This window comes from Calothrix sp. FACHB-168 (assembly GCF_963889195.1).
Taxonomy (GTDB): domain Bacteria; phylum Cyanobacteriota; class Cyanobacteriia; order Cyanobacteriales; family Nostocaceae; genus Aulosira; species Aulosira anomala_A.
Map to the genome: position 1 here is coordinate 1 of NZ_CAWPNJ010000024.1, position 20,937 is coordinate 20,937.

Annotated in this window: 22 protein-coding genes and 1 pseudogene; 10 read left to right on the forward strand and 13 right to left on the reverse strand. The window is 40.6% G+C overall.

What is annotated here, in order from left to right; translation table 11 throughout:
* Positions 1-259, forward strand: a 259-nt coding sequence (locus AACW45_RS15095) for a hypothetical protein (protein ID WP_339385082.1), incomplete at its 5' end; no start/stop codon positions are given.
* Between the two features lie 31 nt (positions 260-290).
* Here AACW45_RS15095 and AACW45_RS15100 read toward each other — a convergent pair.
* Entirely contained in the window at positions 291-2,099 is a 1,809-nt protein-coding gene (locus tag AACW45_RS15100) for a proline--tRNA ligase (protein ID WP_190633379.1), read from the reverse strand.
* A gap of 146 nt (positions 2,100-2,245) precedes the next feature.
* On the opposite strand from AACW45_RS15100, the gene AACW45_RS15105 reads away from it, so the two are divergent.
* The 6 genes from AACW45_RS15105 to AACW45_RS15130 all read left to right on the forward strand — a co-directional run bounded on the left by AACW45_RS15105 (position 2,246) and on the right by AACW45_RS15130 (position 7,714).
* A complete protein-coding gene (locus tag AACW45_RS15105) occupies positions 2,246-3,652 on the forward strand; it encodes a 1-acyl-sn-glycerol-3-phosphate acyltransferase (protein WP_190633380.1) in 1,407 nt (468 codons plus the stop codon).
* Between the two features lie 239 nt (positions 3,653-3,891).
* Entirely contained in the window at positions 3,892-5,943 is a 2,052-nt protein-coding gene (locus AACW45_RS15110; protein WP_190633381.1) for a serine/threonine-protein kinase, read from the forward strand.
* A 97-nt stretch (positions 5,944-6,040) separates the two neighbouring features.
* Positions 6,041-6,271 carry an addiction module protein gene (locus AACW45_RS15115; protein ID WP_015126407.1) on the forward strand — a complete coding sequence of 77 codons (231 nt, stop codon included), beginning with the start codon at positions 6,041-6,043 and terminating at the stop codon, positions 6,269-6,271.
* Positions 6,271-6,561, forward strand: a complete 291-nt coding sequence (locus tag AACW45_RS15120) for a type II toxin-antitoxin system RelE/ParE family toxin (RefSeq protein WP_190633382.1) — start codon at positions 6,271-6,273, stop codon at positions 6,559-6,561. Before AACW45_RS15115 ends, AACW45_RS15120 begins: the two co-directional genes overlap by 1 nt.
* An 80-nt stretch (positions 6,562-6,641) precedes the next feature.
* Positions 6,642-7,235: a Uma2 family endonuclease gene (locus tag AACW45_RS15125; protein WP_190633383.1), complete on the forward strand. Its 594-nt coding sequence runs from the start codon at positions 6,642-6,644 to the stop codon at positions 7,233-7,235.
* Between the two features lie 305 nt (positions 7,236-7,540).
* A complete protein-coding gene (locus AACW45_RS15130; protein WP_190633384.1) occupies positions 7,541-7,714 on the forward strand; it encodes a hypothetical protein in 174 nt (57 codons plus the stop codon).
* Between the two features lie 201 nt (positions 7,715-7,915).
* Here AACW45_RS15130 and AACW45_RS15135 read toward each other — a convergent pair whose 3' ends face one another.
* From AACW45_RS15135 to AACW45_RS15180, 10 genes are all read right to left on the reverse strand, one after another.
* Positions 7,916-8,491, reverse strand: a complete 576-nt coding sequence (locus tag AACW45_RS15135; protein WP_190633385.1) for a Uma2 family endonuclease — start codon at positions 8,489-8,491, stop codon at positions 7,916-7,918.
* Positions 8,492-8,606: 115 nt separating this feature from the next.
* Positions 8,607-9,143 (reverse strand): (2Fe-2S) ferredoxin domain-containing protein, encoded by a 537-nt coding sequence (locus AACW45_RS15140; protein ID WP_190633386.1) that lies wholly within the window; start codon positions 9,141-9,143, stop codon positions 8,607-8,609.
* A gap of 276 nt (positions 9,144-9,419) precedes the next feature.
* A complete protein-coding gene (gene nifT / locus AACW45_RS15145; protein WP_096646380.1) occupies positions 9,420-9,623 on the reverse strand; it encodes a putative nitrogen fixation protein NifT in 204 nt (67 codons plus the stop codon).
* The gene (locus AACW45_RS15150) at positions 9,598-9,882 is read right to left on the reverse strand and encodes a nitrogen fixation protein NifZ (RefSeq protein WP_096646379.1); all 285 of its coding nucleotides are present in this window, start codon (positions 9,880-9,882) and stop codon (positions 9,598-9,600) included. The genes nifT and AACW45_RS15150 overlap by 26 nt, the downstream gene beginning before the upstream one ends.
* Entirely contained in the window at positions 9,872-11,002 is a 1,131-nt protein-coding gene (gene nifV, locus AACW45_RS15155; protein ID WP_190633387.1) for a homocitrate synthase, read from the reverse strand. The genes AACW45_RS15150 and nifV overlap by 11 nt, the downstream gene beginning before the upstream one ends.
* A 330-nt stretch (positions 11,003-11,332) precedes the next feature.
* A complete protein-coding gene (locus AACW45_RS15160; RefSeq protein ID WP_096646377.1) occupies positions 11,333-11,530 on the reverse strand; it encodes a DUF2949 domain-containing protein in 198 nt (65 codons plus the stop codon).
* Between the two features lie 388 nt (positions 11,531-11,918).
* Positions 11,919-12,176 (reverse strand): Asr1405/Asl0597 family protein, encoded by a 258-nt coding sequence (locus AACW45_RS15165; protein WP_190633388.1) that lies wholly within the window; start codon positions 12,174-12,176, stop codon positions 11,919-11,921.
* A gap of 84 nt (positions 12,177-12,260) precedes the next feature.
* A complete protein-coding gene (gene cysE / locus AACW45_RS15170) occupies positions 12,261-13,037 on the reverse strand; it encodes a serine O-acetyltransferase (RefSeq protein WP_190633389.1) in 777 nt (258 codons plus the stop codon).
* A 588-nt stretch (positions 13,038-13,625) separates the two neighbouring features.
* Complete coding sequence (locus AACW45_RS15175) at positions 13,626-13,916, reverse strand: hypothetical protein (protein WP_190633390.1); 291 nt, start codon at positions 13,914-13,916, stop codon at positions 13,626-13,628.
* 265 nt (positions 13,917-14,181) lie between these two features.
* The gene (locus AACW45_RS15180) at positions 14,182-14,655 is read right to left on the reverse strand and encodes a hypothetical protein (RefSeq protein ID WP_190633391.1); all 474 of its coding nucleotides are present in this window, start codon (positions 14,653-14,655) and stop codon (positions 14,182-14,184) included.
* Between the two features lie 544 nt (positions 14,656-15,199).
* Here AACW45_RS15180 and AACW45_RS15185 point away from each other — a divergent pair.
* Complete coding sequence (locus AACW45_RS15185; protein WP_242045561.1) at positions 15,200-17,626, forward strand: tetratricopeptide repeat protein; 2,427 nt, start codon at positions 15,200-15,202, stop codon at positions 17,624-17,626.
* 188 nt (positions 17,627-17,814) lie between these two features.
* Positions 17,815-18,006: pseudogene (locus AACW45_RS15190) on the forward strand (DUF2887 domain-containing protein); the annotation flags it as partial.
* A gap of 42 nt (positions 18,007-18,048) precedes the next feature.
* On the opposite strand, the gene AACW45_RS15195 reads toward AACW45_RS15190, so the two are convergent.
* Positions 18,049-18,474, reverse strand: coding sequence for a type II toxin-antitoxin system VapC family toxin (locus tag AACW45_RS15195; protein ID WP_190633392.1), 426 nt, complete (start codon positions 18,472-18,474; stop codon positions 18,049-18,051).
* 2 nt (positions 18,475-18,476) lie between these two features.
* Positions 18,477-18,692, reverse strand: coding sequence for a hypothetical protein (locus AACW45_RS15200; RefSeq protein WP_190633393.1), 216 nt, complete (start codon positions 18,690-18,692; stop codon positions 18,477-18,479).
* A gap of 670 nt (positions 18,693-19,362) precedes the next feature.
* On the opposite strand from AACW45_RS15200, the gene AACW45_RS15205 reads away from it, so the two are divergent.
* Entirely contained in the window at positions 19,363-20,757 is a 1,395-nt protein-coding gene (locus AACW45_RS15205; RefSeq protein WP_190633394.1) for a cytochrome P450, read from the forward strand.
* The last annotated feature ends 180 nt before the right edge of the window (positions 20,758-20,937 follow it).

Genomic DNA, 20,937 nt, shown 5'->3' on the forward strand with positions numbered 1-20,937 from the left:
AGGGGGCATGGGGCATGGGGCATGGGGCATGGGGCATGGGGCATGGGGCATTGGGCATTGGGCATGGGGCATGGGAGAAGGACAAGGGGGACAAGGAAGACAAGGAGGACAAGGAGGAAATAGATTGTTGACAATAATACAAATGTGTGTATTTAAAAACAAAAAAGTAGGTTGGGTTAAGGGTAGCGCAACTCAAGCAAGTAACGCCAATCGTGGGTTTTTTGCCTCAACCAAACCTACATTTAAGTCTGTTCACTAGTCCCTAGTCCCTAGTCCCTAGCCCCTAGTCCCTAATTTCCTATCGCAGCTGCAATCCACTGTTTGATTGTACTTACGACTTGTTGAATGTCAATTTCTTGGGATTGACGAGTGGCTCTTTGGACTACTTCTACTTTACCGTTAGCGATCGCTCTGCCGGTGACGATTCTGTAAGGTATACCAATTAAATCGGCATCTTTGAATTTTACTCCTGCTCGTTCGTCGCGGTCATCGAGTAAGGTTTCAATTCCGGCTTGATTTAGTTCTTTGTAGAGTTTTTCGGCGATTTCTACTTGTTGCGCATCTTTAATGTTAGGAATTGTAACAATCGCGTGATAGGGGGCGATCGCCACTGGCCAGATAATTCCATCTTTATCGTAAGATTGCTCTACGGCTGATTGAGCCAACCGGGACACGCCCACACCATAACAACCCATAACTAAAGGTTTTTCTTCCCCTTGTTCGTTGGTATAAGTTGCACCCATCGCTACAGAATACTTTGTACCTAATTGGAAGATATGACCGACTTCGATACCTCTAGCGCTTTGTAGGGTTTGCTCTGGGTTATGTAAAGCGCGATCGCCTGGTCTGGCTTTACGAATATCTACTACCAATTCTGGTAATTTAAATTGCTCGCTCCAATTCGCACCCACTACGTGATAACCAGCTTCGTTTGCGCCTGTGACGAAGTTTTGTAACTCAACGGCGGTTTTATCGACAAAGCGTAAAAACTGCGGATGTACTTGTTTATCGCCTTTGATATACTCATCAGCAATATCAGGGGCAATATAGCCTAAAGGTAGAGATTTTGCTGCCCATGTTTGTTGTGCTTCCGCATTGGGTACAGTTAAAGCGATAATAGTTTTTGCCCCATAATTAGCAGCTAATTTTGTCAATTCATTTTGTAATTTGACTTCATTAACTTCTTGATCGCCACGGATGCTAATTAAAACTAATACTGTTTTCCCGTTGTCATAAACTGTCTGGTAAAGAACATTCTTCACCACTTGGGTAGGAGAACAGTTGAGCAATTTACAAACTGTTTCAATGGTTTCAGTTCCCGGTGTTTCGCGTTTTTCGTAGATGGTAAACGCTGAAGCTACCGCATCTGCTGGTAAAGATACCGCCTTTTCTACGTTAGCGGCGTATTTTCCATCTTCGGTGTAAAGAACTTCATCTTCTCCCGCATCCGCCAGTACCATAAATTCTGTCGAACCAGAACCGCCAATCGCGCCAGAGTCAGCTTCAACGGCGCGGAAAGCCAAACCAGAACGGCGCAGCATGTTGCTGTAAGCCTGGTACATATCTTGGTAAGTGGCTTTGAGACTGTCTTCATCCACGTGGAAGGAATAGCCATCCTTCATGATAAATTCTCGTCCGCGCATCAAACCAAAGCGGGGACGAATTTCATCGCGGAATTTCGTTTGAATTTGGTAGAGATGCAATGGTAGCTGACGGTACGAGCGAATCATATCACGGGCGATCGTTGTAATGATTTCCTCGTGAGTGGGGCCTAAGCCTAATTGTTGCTCCCGTCTGTCGATGAGGGAAAACATAATTCCCTCAGCTTTGGTATAAGTATCCCACCTTCCCGACTCTTTCCATAACTCAGCCGGTTGTAATTGTGGTAACAAACATTCTTGTGCGCCTGTGGCGTTCATTTCTTCGCGCACAATTTGGGAAACCTTTTGTAATACCCGCCACATCAGTGGTAGATAAGCATAAACACCGCTCCCGATGCGACGAATATAACCTGCACGTAGTAATAATTTATGACTGGGAATTTCCGCATCAGCTGGATCATCCCGCAGTGTAACGAATAACATTTGTGACAGTCGCATCGTTTATTCCCTTTCCCAAAACACTTAATGAATTATGAATTATGAAGTGTGAATTATGAAGTCCGAAGTTATGAAGTATAAAGTATAAAATTTCATCCTTTATCCTTCTGCCTGTTTTAAATCGCCACTTTGAGGAGAAAAATCTCTTGACTACTGGAATTTACCAAGCACAACCACCTCTAGAATTTATTCCGCCGAGGTTTAACCCCTTATTACTTCAACTGTCGCATTTGTTACTTCCCAGCTTGATTAACTGGAAAACAGCGATTACGCAAATTGAAGCAGACAACGTAGAAATTTTAGCGGATCTCTACCGTCAGTTTCAGGATGGTAAGATTCGGTTTTTGTTAGCATTTCGCCACCCAAAAACGGAAGATCCTATTTGTTTAGGTTACTTACTGTCGCAACTCGTACCGAAAGTAGCACGAGAACAAGGCATAAAAATCCAAACTCCAATTCATGCTCATTTTATCTACGATCGCGGTATTCCTCTATGGGCTGGGGAACATATAGGCTGGTTGGCGTCGCATTTAGGCGGTACTCCCATCCAGCGCGGTAAGGCTGACTGGAATGGTTTGCGTTCAGCGCGAGATTTATTCGCCAATGGAACTTTCCCGATGGCTGCTGCGCCAGAAGGCGCGACTAATGGGTTATCGGAGATAATGAGTCCTTTAGAACCGGGTATTGCACAATTAGGCTTTTGGTGTGCTGAAGATTTGCAAAAAGCTGGACGCACCGAGCAGGTTTTTATTGTACCAGTTGGGCTTAAATATAGTTACGTTGCTGCCCCTTGGAATGCGATCGCGCAACTTTTGAGCGAATTGGAAGCCGCTAGCGGTTTACCGATAAATCCCTCAGAAAATGGCAATAGTGCAACTATCGAGTCACTATATCCCCGCTTGTTAACTTTGGCAGAACGTTTATTAACCTTGATGGAAGACTTTTATAAGCGCTTTTATCATCAAAAGCTGCCAGAAGCGATGATAGCAGATCTAGAAAGAGGCGATCGCAATGAAGTTGTAAAAGCACGCTTACAAGCCTTAATGCATGTAGCCTTACAAATATCTGAGCAGTATTTTGACTTATCGCCTAAAGGTGCTTGGAACGATCGCTGTCGCAGATTAGAGCAAGCAGGGTGGAATTATATTTTTAGAGAAGACTTTAAGGATCTTAAATCATTATCGCCCATCGAACGCGCTTTAGGCGATCGCGTTGCCGAAGAAGCCAACCGCAGAATGTGGCACATGCGATTAGTTGAAAGTTTTGTTGCTGTTTCTGGTAGCTATGTTAAAGACAAACCCACAGTAGAAAGATTTGCCGAAACCACCTTATTGTTAAGAGATATGGTGAAGAAAATTCAAGGTAATAACGATCCTTTACGTCGTCCCCAATTAGGGAAGCAAAAAGTCAAAATTACCATAGGCGAACCGATATCTATTTCTGAAAGATTCCCAACATATAAAGCTAATCGTGTTGGTGCAAAGCAAGCTGTTACAGATTTCACCAATGATTTACAGCAAGCAATGGAAGATTTGATTGCCAAGGAAGGATAAGGATAAACTACATCATTACATTCTCAAAATTGTCCAGATAAACTCACAGTGAAAACTGACAGCATTTTTTATCGACTATTTCAAGCTCGGTGTGTTGTGCAGATCAACACACCCCAGAGCTTCACTGCTTAGAACCCCATGTTGTAAAAAAAATAAATTTATCGATGATTTTGCGGATTTTAACAAGATGAGATTGTGGTTAAGGGATAATAAATGCATTTGCCCATAAAAGCACAGTCATGACTTGCTGCCTAAATCCAGCTTGCCACAACCCACCCCATTCTGAATCCACAACGTTTTGCTCTAACTGCCGATTTCCTTTGATAGTGCTGAGAAATCGCTATCGCCCAATTCAATTACTAGGAAATGGGGGATTTGGGAAAACCTATTTAGCAGAAGATTTAGACAAGCTGAATGAATATTGTGTTATCAAGCAATTTGCACCGCGAGTACAGGGAACTGCGGCAATCAACAAAGCTACAGAACTATTTGAGCAAGAAGCAAGGCGACTGCAACAACTAGGAGAACATCCGCAGATTCCCACGCTGTTGGCGTACTTTGAAGAAGAAAATAATCTGTATTTAGTGCAGCAGTTTATCGACGGACAGAATTTATTAGCGGAATTAAAACAACAGGGAACTTTCAACGCAGAAAAAATCTGGGAAGTTTTGCTTGATTTATTAAATATCCTGAAAACAGTTCATCAGCACCAAGTTATTCACCGCGATATCAAACCAGAAAATATCATTCGTCGCAGCACTGACAACAAGTTAGTCTTGATAGATTTTGGCATTTCCAAGCAACTCACCATGACAGTTATCAATAACCCAGGAACAATAATTGGTTCCCCAGGTTATGCGCCATTAGAACAAATGCAGGATGGGAAAGCTTATCCAGCAAGTGATTTATATAGTCTTGGTGCAACTTGCTTTCACTTACTGAGTGGAATTCACCCTTGGATAATGTGGGAACAACAAGGTTATGGGTGGGTTTCTTCTTGGCGGCAGCATTTGCAACAACCACAAAGTAGCGAATTGGAGAAGATTCTTGATAAGTTACTGCAAAAAGATTATCAGCAACGTTACCAATCTGCTGAAGAAGTTTTACAGGATTTTAGTTCACCGTTACCATCACTTTCACCAGTACACCCAACTGAGGCAGTAGTTATAACTCACCCACCATCATCATTTCCTGCTACATTACCCCATCAGCCTCAACCTGGAACATCGCCAGCACCAGTAAAGCCAAAAGTAGCGCTACAAAAGGCATCTAGACAAAATACTAATTTCAGAAAAAGATTACTAGTGGGTGCTGCTATTACAATAGTTGGAACTCAAATATATGGTTATGTTCGCTATGGCTTGTTTCCAACTAGTCCGATATTTTTAGTTGAAAGCTTTCCCAGTAGTTTTTTCCTAGAAAAAACCCTTAAAGGTCATTCTAACCCAGTTGATTCCGTCGCCATCAGCCCAGATGGCAATACCCTTGCTAGTGGTAGTTGGGACAAAACTATCAAACTGTGGAATTTGGCAACCGGAGAGCAAATCCGCACCTTCAGTGGGCATTCTGACACGGTTAATTCCGTCGCCTTTAGCCCAAATGGCAACACCCTTGCTAGTGGTAGTTGGGACAAAACTATCAAACTGTGGAATCTGGCAACCGGAGAGCAAATCCGGACTCTCAAAGTGCATTCTAACACGGTTATTTCTGTCGCCTTTAGCCCAGATGGCAACACCCTTGCCAGTGGTAGTAGTGACAAAACTATCAAACTGTGGAATTTGGCAACCGGAGAGCAAATCCGCACCTTCAGTGGGCATTCTGACACGGTTAATTCCGTCGCCTTTAGCCCAGATGGCAAAACTCTTGTTAGTGGTAGTGATGACAAGACTATTAAACTGTGGAATCTGGCAACCGGAGAAGAAATCCGCACCCTCACAGGGCATTCTTACACGATTTATTCCGTCGCCTTCAGCCCAGATGGCAAAACCCTTGCCAGTGGTAGTGATGACAACACCATCAAACTGTGGAATCTGGCAACCGGAGAAGAAATCCGCACCCTCACAGGGCATTCTTACACGATTTGGTCTGTCGCCTTCAGCCCAGATGGCAACATCCTTGCCAGTGGTAGTCGTGACAACACCATCAAACTGTGGAATCTGGCAACCGGAGAGCAAATTCGCACTCTCACAGGGCATGATTACGAGGTTATTTCCGTAGCTATCAGCCCAGATGGCAAAACTCTTGCCAGTGGTAGTGGTGACAATACCATCAAAATTTGGCGGCTAAAGTAGTGAGTGCTGCGATGCTGTTTTGAGTATTTAGCTAGATACAGAAGAATTAACCTAAACTAAAATCAAAATAACTTGCTCTTAGAATTTGGAAAAAACTATGGTTAACACCTATGACGACATTTTCAATACTGCATTGTCCTTACCTCCAGGGTTAAGAGCAATGCTGGCTGAACATTTATTTAAAAGTCTGGATGCTGAAAATCAAGCAGAAATAGATGCTATTTGGGCAGAAGAAGCAGAGAAAAGGTTCCAAGCTGTTGAACAAGGCGAAGTTAATTTAATTCCTGGCGAACAGGTATTACGAGAGCTACGTTCTAGGAGTAAGTAATGGCGTATAATTTTCATCCTGATGCCAAACATGAATTAGATGATGCTGTTGCTTACTATGACAATATCAGCCGCGACATGGGAGACGCATTTATTGCCGAAATTGAACGCACTCTCAATCGTATTGAACAGTTCCCACAAGCATGGACTCAATTATCAAAGAATACAAGACGCTGCCGCATAGCCAGTTTTCCCTATGGGATAATTTATGCCATGAGAGAGCAGCAAATTTTAATAGTTGCAGTCATGCACCTTCAGCGTCAGCCAAATTACTGGACTAATAGAATCTGAATAGATAGCTTAATCAAGATGATCTGGATCTATGGCATCTCAGTTCTATGATAGAAACAAGCCACTCTATGGTTTAACTTATGTCTTCTCCTGTCCTGGAAAAACCTTCGACTTCTGAGACTTCCTACGTTCTTCTGTACAATGTCAGTTGGGAACAGTTAGAACAGCTTGATGTCGCTCTTGCAGGAACAAGCGCACGACTAACTTATTTAGATGGGATTCTCGAAATTATCTCCCCACTTTCTGACGACCATGAGGATTATAAAAAAACTCTGGCGATGTTGCTGGAAGTGTATATGCGGGCAAAGAATATCCGCTTTTATGGTCGGGGAAGTGCAACCATAGGTAAACAGGAAGACAAAACGCGACGGGAACCAGATGAGTCTTATAATTTAGGCACAAAAAAATCTATTCCCGATTTAATTTTGGAAATAACTGTTACGAGTGGCGGAATTAATAAGCTAGAAATTTATCAGCGTTTGCGAGTACCTGAAGTTTGGTTTTGGGAAGATGGTTTATTATCAGTTTATTGTTTGCAAGGTGACAGCTATATAAAAGTCTCTAAAAGTACTTTATTGCCTGATTTAAATTTGGATATATTAGCAAAATGTGCGCTAATGGCTGACCAATATGATGCTGTGACTGAATATAGTCAGATAATCGCTAAGGAATAGTAATTCAGGATTGAATAATCACAACATAAACTTAATCAAAATTAACCCAACAAAAACAAGACGTTGATCTGTTGGGTTTCGTTTTTCAACCCAACCTACATCTGAGTAACTTTTTATTTATCGTCGCTATTTCCCACATCAATTCTATGTTTAATTGCTTCTTCAGCAAAGCCTCTTCTCTCGCAGATGCTTTTGCAGAATTACGTCAACTCTCAATACTGCTCGGTTAAGCTCAAAAAGCTTAACCCGCGTAGGTTGGGGAGCCACTGCGTTGGACGGGTTTCCCGGCTTGTAGCAAGTGGCGTTTGAGGAACGAAACCCAACATTTGGGTAGCTCTGTTGGGTTTCGCAGAGCCTCAACCCAACCTACAATTTTCCTTAACCGAGCAGTATTGCGTCAACTCTGTGTTGAAGAAAATTACATTTTAGAGACTCCTGCACAATGTAGCGATCGCCCTATTCCATTTGCGGAAGAATAGTATGGGATTTCTTTGCGATACTAAGGGACATCCAATTTTTTAAATACCCAATAAATTTGTAGTGCGAGCATCTTGCTCGCTGGTGTTCAAAAGCGAGCAAGATGCTCGCACTAAGAAATATGGGTAATTTATTTTTTGTAAGTGAATTAAGAGGATACTTACAAACTCAAGGAAAACCTCGATTTATTAATCGTAAGAGATTTACACTGGAAATATCTTGGATAATTCCAAGACTGAATCAGTAAAATTTGGCAGATTCACTGACTCATTAGCTAGAAAAATTACCTTGCGGCGATAACCAAATTTATCTTGTGCAGCTTGATAAGGTTGACTGTAGCATTCTAGATAATTATCTACTAAATTAAATATCCAGTAATCGGAAATACCTGCTTCTGCATAAAGGGGTAGCTTGACTTCTTGATCGTATTTTAAAGAAGAATCAGCAATCTCAATTAAAAGTAAAATATCAGATGGGGTGGGATGATTCGCTAAATAGTCATCTGAACGATTTCGCGCAATCACCAAATCGGGTTCTGGTTCGCTGTTGTCAGCAATAGTAATTGGATCTTGGGTTCTAATAGTTCCTTGTTCTTTAACAAGCTGGAATAACTCTCTAGACAAACGGGTAAGACAAACAGAATGCGGTTTACCTTTTGCAGCCATATTAATGATTTCACCGTTAATTAGCTCAACTCGCTCACCTTCTTTGAAAAAGCCGAGTTCTGCTAGGCGGTGATATTCAGCTATGGTAAAGCGTTTAGCGGTGCTTAGGCTCATAACAAATATGGAAATGCAGAGTTATTTGCATCTTACACTTTTATACGGAAAATAGGCGGACTGGGAGCTTACCCTTTCCACCTGTATGATTTATTTAGCAAGTATATTTGCTTGCTTAAGTTAAATGATTCTCTAACAGAGATGCGATCGCTTCTGGATGAACTTTCTTGTATTGTTTTTTACCAATCCTGACAACGCAGTTAGGTGCGCTGCTACAGCGTTTTTGACAACCAGTATGTTCGATTGTCACTTTGTCGGTTAAACCGCGATCGCACAAAGTTTTTTCTAGTTCAGATAATAACCCTTTACCACCCCGTTTCATACAACCAGATTTTTGACAAACCATGATTTTGGCTTTGGTTTGTGGTGGTAAATGTTCAATGGGACAAACACCAGTGGATTTTACCCGAAAAGCCTTGAATTTGATTTCGCCTGTGTGCGCGTTTAATTGGCTAACACCATCAACGCGGATATGTTCGCCAGGTACTAAGGTGGAACCTAAAGCACCGCGCAATTCTTTGGGAACTTTTACTTGCAAATTCCCGGATGGGATGGCTAAACGCAAATATTTAAATTTCCCTTCATCGCCAACAAAACCCAGGAATTTACCTTCAAGGTTTAATTCCGATAATGTCCGATATTTTTCACCCATGTTTAGTAACTCTCAATTCAAAATTAAACTTAGTTCAACCTGAATCTAAACGGGTGCTATCATGTTCTCTCTATCTTCTTGGCGTGCTTGGCGGTTTATTAAAAATGCTATTTTCACAACTCTAATAAGATGGCTATATTATAGTTATCCTAGTTAGGTAATATGAAAAATAATCTCACGCAGAGCCGCAGAGACGCAGAGAGAAGAAAGGAGAGAAATTGACATGATATAAGAGATAGATGCTTCCCCAATTACTATCTCCCCCCATAATTAATATTACGCAAGTCGTCTAGCTTCTACTGTTAGGGGTAAACTGTTTTCGTCTGGCATATCACGAAATTCTAATTCCCAGCCGTTAGCTAAAGTCAGAATTTTCCCCTCAGCGCCGTCTGTTTCTTTGACTACGATTTCTTCTAAATCTTTTTTAGCGACGTAGACAACTAAATCACCGGCATCATTCTTCCGTAGCATTACTTTCATTAATTTCCTCGACAGATTCTAGTTCTTTTTTCCGACAACCGATGACGAACCCTGTATGTAAGAAATGCACAGCATAGATATAGGATCTCTGCAAATATGTGCCAATACTTGCAACGTAGCCAACTTCTCCTTTTTTGGCTAAAACTACGCCGATGTCTTGACCAGGAAATGTGCCATCATTTTTAATCAGTTTACGCAATCTGACTTTTTGACCGATTTCAAAAGCTGGTGGTGAGTCAAGTTCAATTTCATCTTGCATGAGAATACCTCTGTTCTCTGGCTAGATTCAACAGTTCTTCGGTAGTTAGGCTACGTTTTTTCTCGATAGATTGTTGGCGTACTGCGTCTAAAACAGTTTGGGCTTCTTGGGAGTTAAGATAAATACCATGCTGTTCGAGTACGCTAGATACTAAATGACGACCAGAATGTTTACCAACTACTAACCGTCGTTCCCAACCTACTTCTTCTGGTGCAAATGGTTCGTAGGTGACGGGATTTTGCAACACGCCATGCGCATGAATTCCTGATTCGTGAGCAAAAGTATTTTCGCCAACAATTGCTTTCCAAGGTGGAACTGTGCTACCTGATGCAGATGCAACTAGTTGAGATAGTTCTAGTAATCTGGGAGTGTCAATACCTAAATCTACGTTGTAAATGCGTTTAACGGCCATGACGACTTCTTCTAAAGCGGCGTTGCCGGCGCGTTCACCCAAGCCATTGACTGTGGTATTTACTGAAGATGCTCCGGCTTTGATACCAGCAAGGGCATTGGCAGTAGCTAAACCAAAATCATTGTGGGTGTGGATTTCTAGGGGAATCATCAAGGCTGATGCTAGCCGCTTGACTTTATTGTAGGTAGTAAAAGGGTCAAGAACGCCAACAGTGTCGCAAAAGCGAAACCGCGATGCACCCCATTCTTGAGCATACAATGCTACGTCTAAGAGGAAGTTTTCATCAGCTCTTGAAGAATCTTCTCCGCCTACTGCTACCCAAAGACCATTATCAACGGCAAAGCTGACACAATCTTTAAGTTTTTGCAGACTTACCCGCCATTGTCCGTGAAATTTAGCGGCGATTTGAACTCCAGAAACAGGAATTGCAATATGTACTCGCTCTAAACCGCAGACTAGAGAAGCTTTAATATCGGAAATCACCGCGCGGTTCCAGCCGAGTAATTTGGCTTGCAAACCCAAGTTAGAAATTGCTGAGATAGCGCGTGTTTCTTCCTCACCCATCGCCGGAATACCGACTTCTAATTCGGGTACACCAATGGCGTCTAAAAACTTAGCGATCGCAACTTTTTCTTCTAAGTTAAAAGCAACACCGGCTGCTTGTTCACCATCACGTAATGTAGTGTCATTAATTAGGATTTGACTCATCTCAAACATCTCACTATGGGAATTATTCTTAATATTGTTTCTGGACTGCATTCCTGGTAGTCTGCAATCGCTACTAATGGTAAATGCCTATATATTTTCTAGAAAATGACGGTAAATGCTGAAGAATCTTAAAAGACATGATTCATGACTCTTCATTATGCTCCATAAAAACTCAAGTCATCTGTATGAGAAAGAACCAAATTCCTGTATCATTTACAAATTCTTTTTTAAGTTGACGGTTAAACAATCACAATTGTACAGACGCGATTAATCGCGTCTCTAGCAACTTACAAATGCCCAATGCCCAATGCCCAATGCCCAATGCCCAATTTAACTTTGCTCATAGAGCCAGTCAAAAATCCGTTCTAGCTGCTCTAAATTAACTAGTCCATATTGCCAAAGCAGCATTGGTAAAGGGCCGTTATCTATTTTTTGATGTCGTAGCGCTACAGAAATGTCAGCGCTGGAAAGTTCAAGCTCATTATGCAAAAAGGTAAGGAATTGTTTCTCGCTGTTGCGAATTACCATAAGCGGACTTTACAATTTTAGATAGGGGCAAAAATGGAAAATTAAAAAGTACAACTCTACAATTGCAGCTTCAATTTTCTAATTGCCAAAATATGTCAAGAGAATTTCAGATTTAGCAGATGGAAAATAACCCCAAAACAAATGCGATACCAATTCGGAATTATTAACTAACAGGCTTCAGATTTAATTTAGGTTTGGTGCGGTTGCATCTGTCGCCGTCAGTAAGAGAATTGATATTACTTCCTCAGTCTGCAATAAAATTGCTTAGGGAACAGTAGCTTCTACTTCCAATTCTCCGAGCAGATTATGCATATCTGCAAAAATTATCAATTATCCTGACAAAATCTCTTTTATAAGTTGAGATTTTAGGCGAGATGGTAGTTTGTACTCAAGCTTCAGGCTGATAATACCAACAATGTTCTAACCAATCTACCAATTGTTGACGGGATGCGAGAAATTGGATTAAAGTACTGCGAACTAGGATTGCTGTTTGCAGACTATCTACTCGTACCAGCAAAGAACCATCAGGGTGACAGGAAGATTCAATCCCTAATTCTTGTAAGCGGTGATAAATGCGCCAGCGATCGCTTAGGGGAATATGCAATACGCGATCGCCTAGAAAGTCAGAACTACTAGGGGATAACATTTATAATTGTCAGTAGTCAGTGGTCAGTGGTCATTTGTCAATGGTCAATGGTCAATGGTCAATGGTCAATAGTTAAGAAAATCTCTACTTTTGACTTTGGACTGTTGACTGTTGACTCTGGACTTTTGACTCTGGACTTTTGAGTTTTAATTCTTGCAGTTGTTGTTCTAGTTGCTCGATGCGGGAAAGCAAGGAACGCATGACGCTGGCTTCGACATCGGGGAGTTTACCATGTTCTAGGGGTTCGCCTTGTTTGCGAGAAATAACCCGCCCTGGAATCCCAACTACAGTAGAATCGGAAGGGACATCGCGCAAAACAACTGAAAGAGCGCCAACCCGAACGCGATCGCCAATTTCAATATTACCTAAAACCTTGGCTCCGGCTCCGATAACCACATTTGCGCCGATAGTGGGATGGCGTTTACCGCTTTCCTTGCCGGTTCCACCCAGAGTTGCACCTTGATAAATTAGCGTATAGTCACCAACAATCGCAGTTTCGCCAATGACTACACCCATACCGTGATCGATAAATACACCTTTGCCAATTTCTGCACCAGGATGAATTTCAATACCCGTGAAAAACCTTCCCAGATGGGAAATCAAGCGGGGAATGAAAACTACCCGGCGACGGTGTAACCAGTGAGCTAGACGATGCAAGCAGATTGCGTGTAATCCAGGGTAGCAAAAGACTACCTCTAGCCAATTACGCGCTGCGGGATCGCGCTCAAAGATAATACGGAAATCACTCAATAATGGCTCAAACAAATCGCCAGAGAGTAGATTTTTCAGCAAAGAGGTATTTGCAGAATCCGGCTTGGTAGCAGTTTTGGGATTTCTGATACTATTTAATGACTGTTGCATCGGTACTTTCTGGTTGAAAAAGCCATGTGCTATTTTTCTGCTTATATCAGGCAGCTTCAAATAGGACAGTTTAGCCGATGCCCATTGAATTTATTGGATTGATTATACTTGTACTCAAACCCTGTAACCCCCATGACAGCGCAATTTAAAATTTACCTGGGGGTAGGGGTACTGGCTTTTTTTGTTAGGGGTACTAGTATTTATGAGGTAGGGGGTTCAGCATTCCTGTACTCATCACCAAACCCCCAGCCTGTAATACTTCGCAATCATTTATCAAGCTTATTTTGCGATATATTAAGCTGTACTCAAACGCTAATTAATTTAAAGTAAGTAGGGCAACCTATGGCATATCTGTATTCCCAGTTACCTTTCTTATTTTATTATTTTGCTAGGGGAAAAACTTAATTTCTTAATTTTCTCTTAGGATTTACTGTCTGTAAATATGCATACTTTTTCCCACAATTGAGTTGTCCAGACTTATATTTTAACTCGCATCGCAACGCATATATGCACAGCATACACCAAAGACTCTCTACTAATCTTCCTTGGCGCACTTGGCGCACTTGGCGGTTCATTAAAATATAATGCTCATGGATAAGCGATCGCATTTATCGCCACATTCAACTCACCCTTTGATTGCTTAACGAGCTTCTGAACCTCATTAAAGAACTTCTGAACCTCATTAAAGAACTTCTGAACCTCATTAAAGAACTTCTGAGCCTCATTAACGAGCTTCTGAACCTCATTAACGAGCTTCCGAGCCTCATTAATGAGCTTTCGAGCCTCATTAACGAGCTTCCGAGCCTCATTAATGAGCTTTCGAGCCTCATTAAACAACTTCTGAGCCTCATTAACGAGCTTCCGAGCCTCATTAAACAACTTCCGAACCTCATTAACGAGCTTCCGAACCTCATTAAACAACTTCCGAACTTCATTAACGAGGTTTGATTGTAGCAAAACACATAGGGACATCCAATTTTTTAAATACCCAATCAATTTGTAGTGCGAGCTAGACGCTCGCTGGTGTTCAAAAGCGAGCAAGATGCTCGCACTACAGAATTTGGGTAATTTATTGTTTGTAAGTTCCATATCGCGAGGTGTAGGACACGGCATTGCCGTGTCCCTACGGAAAACCCTATAATTACTAACTAGATGTCACTTTAGGCGATCTACCTTTGATAGCTTTGAAGCGTTCGCCTAATTGTTGAGCCACAGTTTTTAAACCTGGAGTCTTTTTCGCGGCTGTTTTCACATAATCATAAACTGTCAAACTGCTACTCATAGCTTCACTACCGACTGCTAGTAGAGTATCATCTACTTGTTCAGTAATTTGGCGCATAGAAGTTAAAACTTCCGTGAGTGCAGTGGCTAATTGATAATCTTGAATAAGTTCCTCAACATCAAAACTGGCTGGAAGAATATCACGGTTCGACTGAGCAGCCGTAACGCTATTATTAACAAAGGCGAGACTTTTATCACCCATTTTTAACAACCTACGCCGTTCTTCATTGCTGAGAGTAACTAAAAATGGTAGCTTTTTTTGAATAGCCTGTAGTGCAGCTTTAATTTCTTGGATATCTTGGGGTGAAAGAGAGCCTGTAATGTTTTGATATGCCATCGTAGTATTACTGATGTATTTCTATGGTTGAGTAGCGATAGATGCTAAGTATAGAATGCCCAGTAAAGAATGCGATCGCACATTTTTTTGTAATTACTTAGTGATACAGTACTTGCGGCGCGAACCTTAGCGATTCATTTTAGAGAATTCCTGAAAATAAATTATCCGACAAGTAGGGGCACGGCTTCCATAGACTTTCGGTAAAACAGAGATTTAATCAATGCCGTGCCCCTACAATTGGGGTATTTTTTATTTGTAAGTTCCTTATGCCATATTAAATGCCTTTTATAGTGTTTTAGGCTCCGGTAAAGGTTAAGCATCTGCTAAAGAAGATTCAATTGTTAATTGCATCTCGGTGCGTTTACTCCGTGAGACAACACACCCTACATTTAAACTTGACACAGATATAATCAGCCCTTAAAGTTTACTGCTTAGAATCCCAGATTATGACAAAAACTAAGTTTATCTAAAATTTTGCGGATTTTACTAGAAATAGATTGTGGTTGAGCGATAATAAATACATTTCTCCACAGATGCCCAAGTTATGACCTGCTGCCTAAATTCAGCTTGCCACAACCCATCCCATCCCAATGGCGTAAACTTTTGCTTAAACTGCGGCGTTCCCTTAATAGTGTTAAGAAATCGCTATCGCCCGATTAAATCATTAGGTGGTGGGGGATTTGGTAAAACTTATTTGGCAGAAGATATTGATAAGCTGAATGAGCATTGTGTTATCAAGCAATTTGCACCGCAAGTCCAGGGGACAGCAGCATTTAATAAAGCCACAGAATTATTTGAACAAGAAGCAAAGCGATTACAACAACTAGGGAAACATTCCCAAATTCCCACACTATTAGCGTATTTTAATGAAGATAACCGCCTGTATTTGGTGCAGGAGTTTATCGATGGACAAAATTTATTAGATGAATTAAAACAGCAGGAAAATTTCAACGAGAAAAAAGTCAGAAAATTATTACTAGATTTATTAGATATTCTCAAAACAGTTCATCAACAGAAAGTTATTCACCGGGATATCAAACCAGAGAATATCATTCGTCAAACTGATGGGAAATTAGTACTCATTGATTTTGGTGCATCCAAGCAACTGACAGCAACGGTAATGACTCAACCAGGAACAACCATTGGTTCGTTTGGTTATGCACCACTGGAACAAATGCAGGGAGGAGAAGCTTACCCAGCTAGCGATTTATATAGTGTTGGTGCAACTTGCTTTCACATGTTGAGTGGAATTCATCCTTGGGAATTGTGGAAACGACAAGGTTATAGTTGGGTTGTAAGTTGGAGACAGCATTTACAGCAACCAGTCAGTCAAGAATTAGGGCGAATCCTGGATAAATTGTTGCAAGAAGAACACCAGCAGCGTTATCAGTTGGCTGAGGAAGTTTTACAAGCGTTAAATTCACAGCCACTACCAGCAACTCAGCCTGTTAAGCCTCCAGCACAACAAACTCAACCACCCACCTCTAGCAGTCTGAAAAAGCCTATCCCTAAACACCTGATTGTCTTGCCATTATTAATATTAATTGGTGTCGGCACGTTTTATTCATTGCAAGCAAAAACAAATACTATTGAAACTTACAACAATCAAGGGATAGAAAAATACAATAATCAAGATTTTCGCGGTGCTATTGAAGATTACAATCAAGCTATCAAACTTAATCCTAACTATGCAAAAAGTTACTACAATCGTGGTAATGCTTACTATAATTTAGGAGAAAAGCAAAAGGCAATAGAGGATTACAACCAAGCTATCAAACTTAATTCTAAGTATGCAGAAGCCTACTATCAGCAGGGGCTGTTAGAAGAAGATAACCAGAAAGCTATAGACTACTTCCGTCAAGCTTCAGAGTTATTTGTTGCCCAAGGAAATCAAGGTGATGCCAAACGTAGTCAAGGCGTAGTACGTCTTTTATTAAAAGATTATCAGGGAGCGATCGCCGCATATACTGAAGCAATTAGTCTCAACTCAAATGATTTCAAAGCCTATATCAACCGGGGTAATGCTCGCTCTAATTTAGGAAATAAGCAAGCAGCAATTGAAGATTACAATCAAGCCATCAAACTTAATCCTAACTATGCCTTAGCTTACAGCAACCGGGGTGTTGCTCGCGCAGATTTAGGAAATAAGCAAGCAGCAATTGAAGATTACAATCAAGCTATCAAACTTAATTCTAACTATGCCTTAGCTTACTACAACCGGGGTAATGCTCGTTATGATTTAGGAAATAAACAAGCAGCAATTGAAGATTACAATCAAGCTATCAAACTTAATCCTAACTATGCAGAAGCTTACAACAAGCGAGGTGTATATCGCGCTGATTTAGGAGAAAAACAAGCAGCAATTGAAGATTACAACTCTGCTATAAAACTTAATTCTAACTTTGCAGAAGCCTACTACAACCGGGGTAATGCTCGCTCTGATTTAGGAAATAAACAAACAGCAATTGAAGATTACAATCAAGCTATCAAAATTAATCCTAACTATGCCTTAGCTTACAACAACCGGGGTAATGCTCGCGATGATTTAGGAAATAAACAAGCAGCAATTGAAGATTACAATCAAGCTATCAAAATTAATCCTAACTATGCCTTAGCTTACTACAACCGGGGTGTTGTTCGCTCTGCTTTAGGAAATAAACAAGCAGCAATTGAAGATTATAACTCTGCTATCAAAATTAATCCTAACTATGCCTTAGCTTACTACAACCGGGGTGTTGTTCGCTCTGATTTAGGCGATAAACAAGCAGCAATTGAAGATTATAACTCTGCTATCAGAATTAATCCTAACTATGCAGATGCTTACTACAACCGGGGTAATACTCGCTCTGGTTTAGGAGATAAACAAGCAGCAATTGAAGATTTCCGTCAAGCTGCTAATTTGTATAAGCAACAAGGAAAAGATAGTGATTATCAAGATGCTCTCAACCGTATTCAAAAACTTGAGCAATAACCAGATTACTAACTGGTTCACCAAGTCAGCAATATTATTTGCAAAGGGTTAAAATTTTCGTAATTAGGAATTAATCAAGATTATCTGGCTCGTTCCAAGGGATTTTAAATAACAAATTTCGCTAATCCTTAGTAATAGATATCATCATGGTAAAATCACTACAGTCAAAACTTTGCTAAAACCTCTGCGTGAAAACCGACAGCATATTTTATCGCCTATTTCAAGAACTCTCTGCTATCTTCTTTGAACTAATTGGCAACCCTCCCGAAACTGCCAATATCTATCAATTCGCCTCAGTTGAAATCAAACAAACAGCCTTGAGAATTGATGGTGTATTTCTCCCCATCCAAGACGAAGCAAACCCGATTTATTTTGTTGAATCCTGCACGATGTAGCGATTAGCAATTGACAATGTTTTAATTTTATGTTTCTTCAAAAGGATTAAAAACCACAATCTCTATCCCATCAAAATCTTTTTCATTACGAGTAACTAAAGTATAGTTGTAATATTTTGTTGTAGCAGCAATAAGAGAATCTAAAGGAGGTAACTTTCGCCCCTTTTTCTCTAATTCTCCTACCAACTCACCCCATAACAATATTACAGATAAATCTAAAGGTAAAATTCTCTCCTCGAACTGCACAAGTAATTCATTCTCAAACCAATCTTGAATATTCTTTTTTCGTAATGATTCAGGTAGCTTTTCGATTCCCTTTCTAATTTCGCCAATGGTGATTACACTTAAAAAAGTTCGTTGGGCATCTAAACCTTTCAGCCACCCGATTACCTTTTGATTAGGCTGGGTAGATATCAATTCAGAAATAATATTTGTATCTAAAATATAATTCATAATTATAGTTGGCGGTTGTCAAGTTCTCTTTGACGTTCTAAATCTATATCCACACCAACTAGAGGAGAATTTTGGAATAATTCAACTAAATTTTCTGATTCAGTTTTGAGGTCTTCCTTTTCTATTTGTTTAGTCAAATAATGGATTAATTGTATCTTTTCTTCTCTGGTTAAATTATCAATTTCTTTTAATAACGTTTTTACGGGTAAATTGCTCATTTTAATACTCCTATTAAAGACAAGATTTATTTACCGCTAATTATAGCATTGCCAATTGGGATATATACCGAAATATCTATCAATTCGCTTCGGTTGAAATCAAACAAATAGCACAGGCTTTAGATTTAGATGTTGTACAAGTACAGCAAATAGCACAGCAAACACGATAACTTTTTGAAGCTTCTCTTTGCTGCACAATGCTAAGGCATCAAGTAAAAATAAGTAGTGCGAGCATCTTGCTCGCGCGGGCAAAACTTCGGCGTGAGCGCTCAGTCGAACGCTGCCCACACTACAAATATTAAATTGTTCAACTTATTTTTACTCGACTCCTAACACAGGGATAAAATGCACATTGGCTACTAGCGACAAACAGCTTTGCTTTTACAGCAGTTTTCACCTATTTAAACCACATCTGTCGTAGGGGCACGGCACTAGTAAAATTATTGTATGTACCAAAAGATTGTCGGTGCCGTGCCCCTACAGCGTGGTCTATTTACAGGAAGATGCTTTTAAACCCAACATTTTCAGCTTGCCGCCCTACTACATTTATTTCTCAAATATACTCCCTAAGATTCTGTATTTACAGCCAGAAATCACTCCTTTTGATGAGGAATTATATTTATGAGTCGATTAATCTGCAAAAAGACAGATTAGCGTGGAGAATCTCTAGATGGCGCAAGATATTTTTGAATTACCCGCACCACCAATTAACTCAATTGTCGGGCATTTAGTAGAACTCGGAGAAGATCCATTAGGTTTTTTGACTCGTTGTCGCGATTATGGTGATATTGTCCCTTTACGTTTAGGTTTAACACCTTCTTGTGTACTAACTAATCCAGAATATATTGAAGAAGTTCTCAAAAATCGCGAAACTTTTATTAAAAGTCGCGGCTTTCGGGTATTAAAAACTCTACTAGGTGAAGGGTTATTAACAGCAGAAGGAGAATCTTGGTTATCGCAGCGTCGTCTAGCGCAACCAGTGTTTCACCAAAGGCGAATTAATGAATATGGGGAAACAATGGTAGACTATACCAACCGCATGTTGCAAAGTTGGCAAGATGGCGAAGTTCACGATATCCATGCAGATATGATGCGGCTGACTTTGGCGATTGTCATGAAGTGCATCTTTAACACTGATGTGGATGCTGGTGAAGTCAAAGTTGTGGCTAATGCTTTAGATGTGACAATGCATTGGTTTGAAAGCAAGCGACGACAGAATTTTTTAGTTTGGGAATGGTTTCCCAGGCCGGAAAATATTCGCTATCGTCATGCGATCGCGGAAATGGATGCAGCTATTTATCAATTAATTAGCGATCGCCGTCAGAGTGGCGAAAAAACCAACGATTTGCTATCCATGCTCATGGAAGCGCGGGATGAGGAAACTCAAGAACAAATGGACGATAAGTTGCTGCGTGATGAAGTCGCAACTTTAATGCTGGCAGGTCATGAAACTACAGCTAATACTTTATCCTGGACATGGATGTTGTTATCGCAACACCCAGAAGTGCAAGCTAAACTGTTGGCGGAGTTAAACGAAGTTCTGCAAGGAAATTTACCCACTATTCAAGATTTATCTCGCTTAACTTACACCCAGCAAGTAATTAAAGAATCGATGCGGTTATATCCGCCAGTGTCTTTGTTAGGAAGGGAAGCGGCGGAAGACACTACCATTGGTGACTATGAAATTGCCCAAGGGACAAAAATTATGATTAGTCAGTGGGTAATGCATCGCCATCCCAAATATTTCCCAGATCCCGAAGTTTTTCAACCAGAACGCTGGACAGAAGAATTTGAGAAGCAACTACCTAGAGGCGTATATTTTCCTTTTGGTGATGGCCCCCGGATATGTATTGGTAAAGGCTTTGCGCAAATGGAAGCAGCTTTATTATTAGCTACCATTGCTCAACGTTTCCAAGTTGAATTAGTGCCAGGGTTTCCCATTGTACCCCAACCTTCAATTACACTCCGCCCAGAATACGGAATTAAGGTACAAATTAAGCAGATTGTCAAGGGAAATGCACCTGAACAAGCAATACCTAGAGTCACAATGAAAACGACTACTTGATTATGCAAAAAAATATATCTTATTGCTTAATCAAATAGTTTTGGTAGGTTGAATTTGCTGCGGTGGGTTTTATTACTTTATAGGACTTACGCAGTGTCAGATATTTTTCATACTTTTTGTCAATGGTCAATAGTCCATAGTCCAAAAACTTGAATTTTGACCATTGACTTTTGACTTTTG